The organism is Rhodococcus tukisamuensis NBRC 100609 (genome assembly GCF_001894985.1).
GTDB classification, from domain to species: domain Bacteria; phylum Actinomycetota; class Actinomycetes; order Mycobacteriales; family Mycobacteriaceae; genus Rhodococcus_G; species Rhodococcus_G tukisamuensis.
The window spans coordinates 140,732-153,084 of the sequence record NZ_BCXG01000010.1 but is presented as its reverse complement, the minus strand read 5'-3'; the positions used below and the strand labels follow the sequence as shown (position 1 = coordinate 153,084).

Annotated in this window: 12 protein-coding genes; all 12 read left to right on the top strand. The window is 71.9% G+C overall.

Annotated features, from left to right (window positions below; translation table 11 throughout):
• Positions 1–1,132: 1,132 nt before the first annotated feature.
• Positions 1,133–1,960: an alpha/beta fold hydrolase gene (locus RT2_RS13585; RefSeq protein ID WP_072845304.1), complete on the top strand. Its 828-nt coding sequence runs from the start codon at positions 1,133–1,135 to the stop codon at positions 1,958–1,960.
• 204 nt (positions 1,961–2,164) lie between these two features.
• Positions 2,165–2,572, top strand: a complete 408-nt coding sequence (locus tag RT2_RS13580; RefSeq protein ID WP_072845303.1) for a YciI family protein — start codon at positions 2,165–2,167, stop codon at positions 2,570–2,572.
• A 9-nt stretch (positions 2,573–2,581) separates the two neighbouring features.
• On the top strand, positions 2,582–3,727 hold the full coding sequence (locus RT2_RS13575; protein WP_072845302.1) for an RNA polymerase sigma factor: 1,146 nt from the start codon (positions 2,582–2,584) through the stop codon (positions 3,725–3,727).
• A gap of 264 nt (positions 3,728–3,991) precedes the next feature.
• Complete coding sequence (locus RT2_RS13570; RefSeq protein WP_072845329.1) at positions 3,992–4,498, top strand: hypothetical protein; 507 nt, start codon at positions 3,992–3,994, stop codon at positions 4,496–4,498.
• Entirely contained in the window at positions 4,495–5,133 is a 639-nt protein-coding gene (locus tag RT2_RS13565; protein ID WP_174556710.1) for an RES family NAD+ phosphorylase, read from the top strand. Before RT2_RS13570 ends, RT2_RS13565 begins: the two co-directional genes overlap by 4 nt.
• 494 nt (positions 5,134–5,627) lie before the next feature.
• Complete coding sequence (locus tag RT2_RS13560) at positions 5,628–6,653, top strand: hypothetical protein (protein ID WP_072845301.1); 1,026 nt, start codon at positions 5,628–5,630, stop codon at positions 6,651–6,653.
• 73 nt (positions 6,654–6,726) lie between these two features.
• Positions 6,727–6,951, top strand: coding sequence for a hypothetical protein (locus RT2_RS13555; RefSeq protein WP_072845300.1), 225 nt, complete (start codon positions 6,727–6,729; stop codon positions 6,949–6,951).
• A gap of 160 nt (positions 6,952–7,111) precedes the next feature.
• A complete protein-coding gene (gene hypF, locus RT2_RS13550) occupies positions 7,112–9,499 on the top strand; it encodes a carbamoyltransferase HypF (RefSeq protein WP_072845299.1) in 2,388 nt (795 codons plus the stop codon).
• The gene (locus tag RT2_RS13545; RefSeq protein WP_072845298.1) at positions 9,496–10,239 is read left to right on the top strand and encodes a hydrogenase assembly protein HupF; all 744 of its coding nucleotides are present in this window, start codon (positions 9,496–9,498) and stop codon (positions 10,237–10,239) included. The genes hypF and RT2_RS13545 overlap by 4 nt, the downstream gene beginning before the upstream one ends.
• Complete coding sequence (locus tag RT2_RS13540) at positions 10,236–10,928, top strand: D-sedoheptulose-7-phosphate isomerase (protein ID WP_072845297.1); 693 nt, start codon at positions 10,236–10,238, stop codon at positions 10,926–10,928. Before RT2_RS13545 ends, RT2_RS13540 begins: the two co-directional genes overlap by 4 nt.
• Complete coding sequence (hypE, locus tag RT2_RS13535; protein WP_072845296.1) at positions 10,925–12,037, top strand: hydrogenase expression/formation protein HypE; 1,113 nt, start codon at positions 10,925–10,927, stop codon at positions 12,035–12,037. The genes RT2_RS13540 and hypE overlap by 4 nt, the downstream gene beginning before the upstream one ends.
• 32 nt (positions 12,038–12,069) lie before the next feature.
• On the top strand, positions 12,070–12,342 hold the full coding sequence (locus RT2_RS13530; protein ID WP_072845295.1) for a HypC/HybG/HupF family hydrogenase formation chaperone: 273 nt from the start codon (positions 12,070–12,072) through the stop codon (positions 12,340–12,342).
• Positions 12,343–12,353 lie beyond the last annotated feature (11 nt).

The window sequence follows — 12,353 nt, the reverse complement described above, 5'->3', positions numbered from 1 at the left end:
CCGACGGAGCCAGAGCGAAGGGGAGAACGGTCTGGCTCCGTCGGCCGAACGGCGGGGGGCGGGTCGCCGAGGCGGGTGGACCCCGGAGCCGGCGTGGGCGGGGCAGGGGACAGGGCCCGAGGGTTTGCATGGCGCCGGTCGGCGAGCGAGCCGACGCATGATCACGTAAACTATTGGGGTGCAACATGTTTCATGGATAACAGTGATTATCCATGAAACATGGTTGGGGCGGGGTCGCGCCCTCGGTCGAGGAGGGTCGCCGGCACTGCCGCCGCTCCGTGGGTCCGGCGACGACGAAAACCTCTCCGGCGGCAATGCGTTCGCGTCGGGTCCGACGCATCGGGTTCCTCGGCGACCGAGCCGCGGTGACCCGAGCCTTGATCGACGACGCCTCGCGCGGACGCCGGCCGTTCCCGATCCGGCCCCCCGGCTGGTTGAGCCGCCGGGGGGCCGGTCCGACCGGTGGCCGTCGCGCAGGAGCCAGTCCTGCATCCGTGATGCGTTGCGCCCGAGGACCTCTCTGCGTACGCCGAACTGCTCCGATGCCCGGCACCGCCGTCCGGGGGCGTCCCGAGGAAGGAAAAATGACATAATGTACATTATCGGATCCGGATTACCGGGCGAGGTCAGCAGCCCGATCCGGACTCCGCGGCTCCTCGGCATTTCCTGACTAGAGCGCCCGTACACGGCCGGTTCGCCGCGGTGTTCCGATTCTCCGCAGCGACATGTTCGCGGCGGCTGCGGAGGCCGCGACGTCCCTGCGCGGCCTCCGCGGCCGGTTCCCGCCGAGCAGCGGTTCGCCGATCCGGCGGCCCTCGGATCGTTCTGGCCCCGATTCCGCGAAAACCTCGAATCCCTTGGAGTCGCCGGTTTTCGGGTTTCCGGATCGCTCCCCGGCCTTCCCGGCGCCCCACCCCAATACGTCACTGTGACGAAACGATCCCGGGGCGGCCGGCTGCATTCCGTCGCCCGGACGGTCCGAATCACGAGCCGAACGGCTCCGAAGGCAAAACTATGCATCGCTCAGTATCTGCCGCTAGCCTCGACGGCGACGGCACCCCGCGTGCTGTGGGCTGATGACTCCCTCCATCCCGGCTGAAGAGCCTGTGAACCCCAACAAGGAGAACGCGACATGACCGTCAACCTGTCCCGCATCAAGATCTCGCGCGGCGAGCTGTCCTTCTTCGAGGCGATGCCCGAGGCCGGCACCGACGTCAAGGGCACCGTCGTGATGGTCCCCGGCTTCACCGGCTCCCGGGAGGACTTCCTCCCGGTGGCGCCGTTCGTCACCGCCGCCGGCTACCGGCTGATCTCGTACTCGCAGCTCGGCCAGTACGACTCCGACGGCCCGGACGGCCGCGACGCGGTCGGCGAGTACACGATCGCCAAGTTCGCCGCGGACCTCGCCGAGCTGATCGACAAGGTTGCGCCCGGCGAGAAGGTCCACCTTGTCGGCCACAGCTTCGGCGGCCTCGTCACCCGGGCCGCCGTACTGAACGATCCGGCGCGCTTCCTGGACTACGTGATCCTCGACTCGCCGCCGAGTGGTCAGAACCTGGGCGGCGCCATGGACATGGGCCCGATCCCGGAGCTGCTGTGGGCGGGCGGCAACGAGGCCTTGTGGCAGGCCATGTTCGGCGCCTTCGAGGACATCTTCCCGGCGCCGGTCAAGGAGTTCCTGCACAACCGGATCATGGTGACCAAGACCGCGAACATCGCCGGGATCGCCCTCACCATGGGCACCGAGCCGGACCGCGTCGAGGAGCTGGCCGCGACCGGCGTGCCGGTCCTGGTCGTCGCCGGCGAGCACGACGTCATTCCGGTGGACATCCAGGCCGACGCCGCGGCGCGACTCGGCGTGAAGTTCGAGATCATCGCGGGCGCCGCCCACACGCCGAACGAGGAGAAGCCCGAGGAGCTGACGAAGGTGCTCGTCGACTTCTGGGCCGGGACTGCCTGACGCTGGGCTCACGCCCTCACCGGGCGCCCCGAGGTCACCGCTGGATCGTCCCGGCGGTGACCTCGGGGCGCGCCTCCCCTGGTCCGGCGCCTTCGACAACGGTGGCGAAACTTCTCGGCCGCGGGATGTCGAGAACCGGCGTGTGGCTCCGTCCCAGTAGCGAATACGACCACAATGGGTCGTACCGCACCTAGGAGAATCACAATGGCCAAGTACTTGTTGCTCAAGCACTACCGCGGCGCCCCGGCGGCGGTCAACGACGTGCCCATGGACCAGTGGACGCCGGAGGAGATCTCCGACCACGTGCAGTACATGCAGGACTTCGCGGACCGGCTCGAGGCGACCGGCGAGTTCGTCGACGGTCAGGCGCTCGCCCCCGAAGGGACGTTCGTCCGGTACGACGGCGAGGGTCGCCCGCCGGTCACCGACGGCCCGTTCGCCGAGACCAAGGACCTCATCGCCGGCTGGATGGTGATCGACGTCGACAGCTACGATCGCGCCCTCGAGCTGGCCGGAGAGCTGTCGGCCGCCCCGGGGGCAGGCGGGAAGCCGATCCACGAATGGCTCGAGCTGCGCCCGTTCCTGACCGCGCCGCCCACCATCACGGAGTGACCTCCTCAGGTGAATGAGGTCCTGCTCCGGAGCCTCACGCCGAGCGTGCTCGGCATCCTCGTCCGCCGCGGAGCCGACTTCGCGGCGGCCGAGGACGCCGTCCAGGACGCGCTGGTCGAGGCGGTCCGCGTCTGGCCGGCCGACCCGCCGCGAGATCCGAAGGGCTGGCTGGTCACCGCGGCCTGGCGCAAGTTCCTCGACGCCACCCGGGCGAACGCGGCCCGCCGTCGCCGTGAGGACCTCGTCGGCGAGGAGCCGGCGTCCGGTCCCGCGCCCGCGGTGGACGACACGCTGCAGCTCTACTTCCTGTGCGCCCACCCGTCGCTGACGCCGGCCTCGGCGGTCGCGCTCACGCTGCGCGCCGTCGGTGGGCTGACCACCCGGCAGATCGCCCAGGCCTACCTGGTCCCGGAGGCGACCATGGCGCAGCGCATCAGCCGGGCCAAGCGCACCGTGTCCGGTGTGCGGTTCGACCAACCCGGCGACGTCGCCACCGTGCTGCGCGTCCTGTACCTGGTCTTCAACGAGGGCTACTCCGGCGACGTCGACCTCGCCGCCGAGGCCATCCGGCTCGCCCGGCAGCTCGCGGCCGCGATCGACCACCCCGAGGTGGCGGGGCTGCTCGCCCTGATGCTGCTCCACCACGCCCGGCGCGCCGCCCGGACCGCGCCCGACGGCGCCCTGGTGCCGCTCGCCGAGCAGGACCGCGGCCTCTGGGACACCCGCCTGATCGCCGAGGGCGTCGAGATCCTGCAGGCGGCCCTGGCCCGCGACCGGCTCGGCGAGTTCCAGGCCCAGGCCGCCATCGCGGCGCTCCACGCCGATGCGCGCACCGCCGCGGAGACCGACTGGGTGCAGATCGTCGAGTGGTACGACGAGCTGGTGCGACTGACCGGCAGCCCCATCGCCCGGCTCAACCGCGCCGTGGCCGTGGGCGAGGCCGACGGCGCCCGGGCCGGCCTGGCGGCGCTCGCGGCGCTGGACGACTCACTGCCCCGCCACGCCGCGGTGGCGGCGTACCTCCACGAGCGCGGTGGTGACCTGGCCGCGGCGGCAGGCCTCTACACCGAGGCGGCCCGGCAGGCGACGAACCTCCCCGAGCGCGACCACCTCGTGCGGCAGGCCGCCCGGCTCAATGCCCGCCCGGGCCGTTGACCGGGAGCCTCCGGGCCGCGCCCCTACTCCCCTGTCCCGCCTCCCCGAGCAGTCCCCACCGGACCTCGGCAGCCACCCGCCCCCTCCGTCCAGGTGGTTGTGAACTGGGGTGTCGGGCTTCGGCCCGGTAGGCATGTTTTGCCGATATCCCACAGATTATGCAATTACAGATGCCGGATCGGACCCCATGCGATGCGATCCGATCCGCGGGCACCGCTGGTTGACCTACTTGACTTGACCTACTTGACCATGGACGATGGTGGCATGAGCAGCCCACTGACCGACGTCATGGCAGCGGAGATCGCGGCCAGCGGCATCGACGAGACCGAACTGAACCAGGCCGACGTGCAGTACGTCGAGCACCGGATCCGCGACGTGCTCTCCGGACTCAAGGCCCGGCGCGTCTGGGAGAACCACATCGGCCCGATCCTCACCCACAAGCAGACCCTCGAGGTGACGGGCTGGACCAAGCAGGCGCTGAGCCAGGCGGTCCGCGACCGCCGGGTGCTGCGTCTCGAGGCCGAGGACGGGACCGCCGGCTACTCGGTCACCGGATTCGACGACGCCGCCCCGGCCAAGCCGATCCCGGGGATCAAGGAGGTGCTGCGCGCGTGGTCGCACGCCGACCCGCAGGGCTGGACCGTCGCGTCGTGGCTGATGACCGAGCAGCCCGAACTGGGCGGCCGGACCCCACGAGAGTCGCTCCTCGGCGGCGACGCGACCGCCGTGGTCGCCCTCGCCCGTCAGGCCGCTGATCGGCTGGCCGCGTGAGCGCTCCGCGCGCCACGTCCCACCTGTCCACCCCGCCTCCCCCGGACCTGCTGCGTGACCGGTTCCCGGCCGCCACGGTCCGGGCGGGCACCAGGCTGCACCGCACCCACGGCTCCGCGTTCAGCCCGTGGTGGTTCGGCAGCCGCGGACACGGCCGGTTCGACCTCGCCGAGCCGTACGGCACCTGCTACACCGCCGAATCCGAGCAGATCACCCTGCTCGAGACCTGGGGCGGTATCCGGGTGGTCCCGAGCACCGAACTGCGCGGCCGGGCACTGTCCCAGCTCGAGCTGTCCGCCGACCGGCGGATCGCCGACCTGACCTCGAACCTGGCGGTGCAGTTCGGGGTGACCGCGGAGATCTTCACCACCGTCGACTACCCGCTCACCCAGCTGTGGGCTGCCGCGTTGCGCGAGGCCGGGTACGCGGGTGTCCGCTACTGGGCCCGGCACGACCTCACCCACACCCACGCGTGCGTCGCACTGTTCGACGCCGGCGGCGATCGTACCGACGCGCCCGGCACCGGCGACTACACCGTCGTGCGCACCGACAAGCTCGCCGACCGCGGCGAGGTGTTCGAGGAACTGCGCAAGCGGTCCGGCATCACGGTCCTGGCGATACCCCACTCGCTGTGAAGCCGGTCGCCGAGTCCCCCACGCGCCGAGCGACTTCCGCCGCCGTACCCGCCGAGGGGGCCGATCGAGGCACCCTCCCCCGTCCCGGGCACCGTCGCCACCACCCGGGGAGCGCCGGGCCGGCCTCGTTCGGGGCGGCCAGGAACGGGAGAACCGCTGTGGGCGAGTCGGATTGGTGGGTGACCACCGGGCAGGTAAAAGTGCCGATAAGTTGGATTATGACATTATCCTTACCGTCCAGGCCGCCGATTCTGTCGTTGCCGGACCGTCGCGAGCTCGTCGGATACGTTCCTGACCAGTGCATTCGGCACGAATATCGCACCGGCGCACGGCGGGGTCGGGGTCGACCGAAGGTCCACCGTCCCCGACGCCGGCAGCCACTCCCCTCCCCACCGTCGCGAGCGGCCTCCACCGAGACGCACAACCCTTGGCTCCGTCACGTTTTCGAGCCGCAGACCACGGAACGGGCACTCGTGATCCACTAGTTTCGAACCATGGACACGGTTTCGCTGCTCCTGAACTCGCCGCGTGGCCGGTTCTTCTGCGCCAACGTCGGCTACGCGTGCAGCGACGACGAGCGTGCCTCCCACTATCGGCGGCCCCAGACGCCGGGCGACGCACTCGAGGTGCTCGAAGACGTCGAAGCCCGCGCAGTCGCCAGGTTGTCGGAGATCGACCTGCTCGACGCCCTGGCCCTGGCCACGGACTTCGCACGATACTGGCAGCCGCCGGACGAGGAGGACCAGATGTTCGCCCGCCCGGAGATCGCCGCGGCCCTGCGGCCGATCGCCCGGGCCGCCCTGGCCTCACCCCACGCCAGGTGGTGGAACGAGGCGGTCGACCTCGCGGACCAACGGTACGTGGAGAAGTTCCATCCCCGTTGGGGCTGGTCGGAGTTGCCCCTGCGGATCCATCGCGCGGCGGGCCACCTGGAGCGGTGGCGTGCGGACGCGCTGGCCACCGAACGCCGGTTCCGGGAAGACCAGGCCTCCGATCCGGACCGGCGAGTCAGCGGCGAATGGTGGTCCACGCCGGTGGTCGCCGGAACGACCGACACCAGCCGGGCGCGGGAGGGGCTCGGCGCCGTCGAGCTGCTGCTCGACGAGGACGACAACTCGGACGGCGCACAGGCCCGCGTCTGGCCGGTCCGGGTCCACGGGACACCCCGCGTGTACGAGATCACCGATCCGTCGGACTGGGCACACCTGGTGGACGCGTACCCCTTTCCCGTGCCGGCGTCGCGTAGCTCCGACTGGTACGACACCACCGGGGAGCACCATGAATGGTTCATTCCGGACTGGGCCGCGGCGGCGGCCGACTACGACGCCGTCCACCTCACCGTCGCCGGCTACCTGACCACGCCGGGGATCGCGATCCCCCTGGCCGCCCACCCCGGCGCCACCGTGCTCGCCGGCTGGAACCCCGATGCCACCTTCTGGCTACGCAACGACTTCCTCACCATCGACGACGACCCCACCGACTGGCATCGGTACCGGGACGGTCCGTGGGAGCCCGCCTGACCCATTGACAGCCAGCTTAGCCTCACCTAATCTCCTCTCTCGTGTGCCAGTCCCCGAGCGAGGAGCCCAGCCAGTGATCGACGTCCTGATCGAGAACGCCCTCGCCCGCAATGCGGTGCGCCTGGTGACGCAGTCGCCCGACGGCTTCGACGAGTACCACCTCGATCGCGCGGGCGACTCCGCCCGGGTCGAGCCGCCTATTGCCGTCCACGTGCGCCCCGACGGCCGGTTCTCGCGCGCCGAGGGCGGGTCCGGCCTGCTCAGCATCGGCCAGGTGGCGACCCTCTGCGGGCTCTGACACCCACCTCCCGGTGACGCCACGCGCGCTGTCCGCGCGCGGCCGGCGGGCCGCGGCGCCCTTGCGGGCCGCGACCACGCGGAGCATGATCCGATGAAGGCCGGTCGTCGCCCACGCCCCGGGGAAGCGGGGCCAACCGAACTGCGATGTGGAGTCGGGTATGGACACCCACTTTCAGCCAGATCACAGCGCGGCCTTCACCGTAGAACGACGCCGGATCACCGTCCGAGGGATCGTGCAGGGCGTCGGATTTCGACCCTTCGTCGCCCGGTTGGCCACCGAACTGAGGCTCGGGGGCCACTGCGGCAACGACGACGCCAGCGTCTTCGTCGAGGCCGAGGGCCCCGCGGCGCAATTGGCGGAGTTCGCCCGCCGGATCCGGTCGGACGCGCCGCCGATGTCCGTCATCGTCGACGTCGCATCGGAATCGCGGCCGCCGCAAGGCGACCGCACGTTCCGGATCGCCCCGAGCCGCCACGTCGACGGGGCCCGCACGCTGGTCTCGCCGGACGTCGCCACCTGCGAGGACTGCCTCCGCGACCTCCGCGACCCCGCGAACCGGCGGTACCGGCACCCGTTCGTCAACTGCACCAACTGCGGCCCGCGGCTGACCGTGGTGACGGACCTGCCCTACGACCGCCCGAACACCACCCTGGCCTCGTTCCCGTTGTGTCCGCGCTGCCGGCGGGAGTACGACACACCGCAGGACCGGCGGTTCCATGCCCAACCCATCTCCTGTCACGACTGCGGGCCCCGGATCTTCCTCGAGCGCAACGGCGTCCGGACCGACGGGGACGACGAGGTGCTCGACCGGGTGCACCGGGCGCTGGCCGAGGGCCTGATCGTCGCGGTCAAGGGGCTCGGGGGCTTTCACCTGGTCTGCGATGCGACCGACCCGGCCGCCGTGCGCCGCCTGCGTGAGCGTAAACACCGGCCGGCCAAGCCGTTTGCGGTGATGGCGCCGGATCTCCGCCGGGCCGGCGAGATTGCCGAGGTCGACGAGGCGCGGGCGCGGCTGCTGGGTCTCCCCGCCCGGCCGATCGTGCTGCTGCGCAAGCGGGACTCGGAGGCCGCGTCGGCGGAGTTGGCACCCGGCGTCGGGGACCTGGGGGTGATGCTGCCGTACACCCCGCTGCACCACCTGCTCTTCACCTCGGTGCCCGGCCGGCCCGACGACAGGGTCCCGACCCTGCTGGTGATGACATCCGGAAACACCAGCGGCGAGCCGCTCTGCTTCGAGAACGAGGACGCCCGGCGCCGCCTCGGCGCGGTCGCGGACCTGTTCCTGATGCACGACCGCGACATCGCCGTGCCCTGCGAGGACTCCGTCCTGGCGGTGTCGGGGGGACGGGAGGTGCCGATCCGGCGGTCCCGGGGGTTCGCTCCCCTGCCGGTCGCGTTGCCCGCGCCCGGCCCGGTGGTGCTGGCGGTGGGCGCCGAGGTGAAGAACACCTTCTGCCTGACCCGTCAGGACTTCGCGTTCTGCTCCGCGCATCTCGGCGACATGGGCACCCTGGAGAGCCGGCGGGCGTTCGAGCGGTCCGTCGACCAGCTGACCTCCCTGCACCGCGTCACCCCCGAGCTGGTGGTGGCGGACGACCATCCCGGTTACTCGACCCGGCAGTGGGCCGCCCGCTACAGCGACGCGACGGGGGTCGAGCTGTGCACGGTGCAGCATCACCACGCCCACATCGCCTCCCTGCTGGCCGAACACGGCCGCCTGGGCTCACGGGTGCTGGGCATCGCCTACGACGGCACCGGGTACGGCTGCGACACCACCGTGTGGGGCGGGGAGCTGCTGCTGGTCGGCCCCGACGTCCTCGACGCCGAGCGGGCCGGGCACCTGCAGCCGTTCTGGCTGCCCGGCGGCGACGCGGCGGTCCGCAACCCGGCCCGGGTGGCGCTGGCGCTGCTCCACGAGGCCGGGATCACCGAGATCGACGACCTGCCGTGCACGATCGCCCTGGACGCCGCGGAGCGCCGCCTGGTGCAGTCCCAGCTGGGCTCGGGGGCGGCGGCCGTCCGCACCACCAGCGTCGGGCGGCTCTTCGACGGCGTCGCGTCCCTGCTCGGGGTGCGCCACCGGGTGAGCTACGAGGCGCAGGCCGCCGTGGAACTCGAGGCCCGCGCGCGCTCGGCGACGGGGGCGGCGCCGCTGACGATGCCGGTCGCCGACGGACAGCTCCTCCTCGGGCCGCTGCTCGACGGCCTCGTCGCCGGGGTCCGCGCCGGGGTGGCCGTCGCGCCGCTCGCCCTGGGCTTCCACCGCGCGCTGGCCGACGCGACCGCCGAACTGGCCGCGCGCACGGCGGATCGGACCGGCGTGGGCACCGTCGGCCTCACCGGCGGGGTGTTCCAGAACGCGCTGCTGCTGCAGATGCTGCGTACCGCCCTGCGGCGCAGTGGTTTCGAGGTGCTGACCCACGAGCGGGTGCCGGCGAACGACGGCGGCCTCTCCCTCGGCCAGGCGGTGCTCGGTACCGCTCTGCTCGCCCGCGGCGCCCGCAGCCCGGCGATGGACCGACGACGGATCGGAGCGATGCGATGACCGAGGCACCGGCGCAGACACCCCTGATCGACGAGGACCTCTCGCAGGACCTGGCGACGGCCGCCCTCGCCCTGGCCCGCAGGTTCAACGCCGGCGCCACGCTGTGGGTGGTCTCCCCACAGTGGGAGCCGCACGCCCACCACGTCGCGGTGGAGTTCGTCCACCCCGTGATCATGGGCAAGCGGGCACTGCCCTCCGTCGCGCTGGTCGAACCGGACCCCGTCGCGCAGTGCCGGGTGGCCACCCGGCCGGGCGACGTGATCATCGCGGTCGCGTCGGCCGACCAGCCGCAGGTGCTGGACGTGATGCGGCGGGCACCCGCGTGGGGCGCGGACACCATCTGGATCGGCTCCGGGCCGCGGCCACCGGCGGGCGGCGCCGACCACACGCTGTGGGTGGACTCCGGCGACCCGATGGTCCCCGCGACGGGGCGGTTCGTGTTGATGTACCACCTGCTGTGGGAGTTGACGCACGTGTGCTTCGAGCACCCGGGGCTGCTGACCCCGGACGCCGCGGAGTGCACCGAGACCGGCTGCGTGACGTGCAGCGACGAGGGCCGGCTCGGCGAGGTGGTGCTGCCGCCCGCGACGGCGATGGACACCGCGCTCGTCCGCACCGCGACCGGGGACGAGTCGGTCGACGTGACCGTCCTCGGCGACGTCGCGCCCGGGGACCTGGTGCTGGTGCACGGCGGCGCGGCGATCAGCCGGGTCGCGACGGCGACGGAGGCGGCGCGGTGAGCGAGAAGGAGAGCACCAACTTCCTGTACCCGTTCATCGACGCCGAGGAACGCGACGCCGCCGTGCTGCTGACGGACCTGGCGTCCTCGGCCCGGGGCAAGGCGGCCGAGAGCGCGCGCCTGCAGCGGGCCTCCCTCGACGAGTGGGGCGAGCAGGTGACGGCGGCGGGGACGCTGATGGCCGAACGGTTCGGGCAGGGCGGGCGCCTGTACACCTTCGGGAACGGTGGCAGCTCCACCGATGCCGCGACCCTGGCCTCCCTGTTCAGCCGCCCGGCGCTCGGCCGGCCGGTGGCGGCCTGGTCGCTGGCCGCGGACCAGGCGGTGGTGACCGCGCTCGGCAACGACGTCGGTTTCGAGCTGATCTTCTCCCGGCAGATCATCGCCCACGCGAGGTCCGTCGACATCGCGATCGCGCTGTCCACCTCCGGCAACTCCGACGACCTGATGACCGCCCTCGCGGAGGCGCGCAAGCGCGGCCTGCTGACCATCGGGTTCGCCGGGCACGACGGCGGCCGGATGGCCACCTCGGAGGACCTCGACTTCTGCTTCACCATCCGCTCCCAGAGCATCCACCGCATCCAGGAGAGCCACGCCCTCGTCGGGTACCGGCTCTGGTCGGCCGTGCAGGACCACATGGCACGGCCCACTCCGCATCCCGCGACGTCGAGGACAGGCGAATCCAGATGAGCAGCACACCGGTCGGCGCCCAGCCCCCCACCTCCGCCGAGCGCGAGGGCCGGGTCCTCGACCGCATCGACGCGTTCCGCAAACGCCGCCCACGGCTGCTCGAGACGGTGGTGACGTTGGCGCACGGCGCCGGCGGCAAGTCGTCCGCCGCGCTGGTGGACTCGGTGTTCGTCGAGGCGTTCCGCAACCCGGAGCTCGAGCAGCTCGGCGACTCCGCGGTGATGGGGTTGCCCTCGGGTGAGCGGGTCGCGTTCTCCACCGACTCGTACGTGGTGCAGCCGCTGCAGTTCCCGGGCGGCTCGATCGGGAACCTGGCGGTGCACGGCACCGTCAACGACCTCGCGGTCTCGGGGGCCCGGCCGCGGTGGCTCTCCGCCGCGTTCGTGATCGAGGAGGGTTTCGAGATCTCGCTGCTGCGCACCATCGTCGCGGACATGCGGGACTCGGCCGCCGCTGCGGGGGTCGCCATCGTCACCGGCGACACCAAGGTGGTCGGGAAGGGCGCGGCGGACGGGCTGTACATCTCGACCGCGGGGGTCGGCGTAGTGCCGGCCGGGCGGGTGCTGGCCGCGGACCTGGTGCGGCCCGGCGACCGGGTGGTGGTCTCCGGCACCATCGGCGAACACGGCATGGCGGTGATGCTGGCCCGCGGCGAGCTCGCCATCGAGGCGGACATCGCCTCGGACACCGCGCCGGTGAACGGCCTGGTGGAGGCGTTGCTGGCGGCCGCGCCGGGCACCCGGTGGATGCGCGACGCCACCCGGGGCGGCATCGGCACGGTGTGCAACGAGCTCGCGCAGTCCGCCGGCGTCGCCGTGGTGCTCGACGAGCAGGCCCTCCCGGTGCAGCCGCAGGTGCTCGGCGCCTGCGACCTGCTCGGGATCGACCCGCTCTACGTCGCGAACGAGGGCAAGTTCGTCGCCGTGGTGCCGGCGGAGGAGTCCGACGCCGCGGTCGCGGCACTGCACGGGCAGCCGCTCGGCGCGCAGGCCGCGGTGATCGGCGAGGTGATGGCGGACCCGCAGGGCATCGTGGCGCTGCGGACCGCGTTCGGCGGCAGCCGCATCGTCGACATGCTGGTCGGCGACCCGCTGCCGCGAATCTGTTGAGCCGCAGGACCCGCGAGGGAAGGAACACCGAGATGTGCTTGGGCATACCGGGACAGGTCGTCGAGATCGTCGACGCGAACGAACACCTGGCCAAGGTCGACGTCAACGGGATCCGCCGCATCATCAGCGTCCGGCTGCTGGCCGACGAGGGCCTTCTCGTCGGCGACTGGGTGCTGGTCCACGTCGGGTTCGCGATGTCGAAGATCGACGAGGCCGAGGCGCAGCTGACCCTCGACCAGGTCCAGAAGATGGGCGCCGACTACGTCAACGAGATCGACGCGTACAACTCCTCAGAAATCGCCTGACCGAGGCGTCC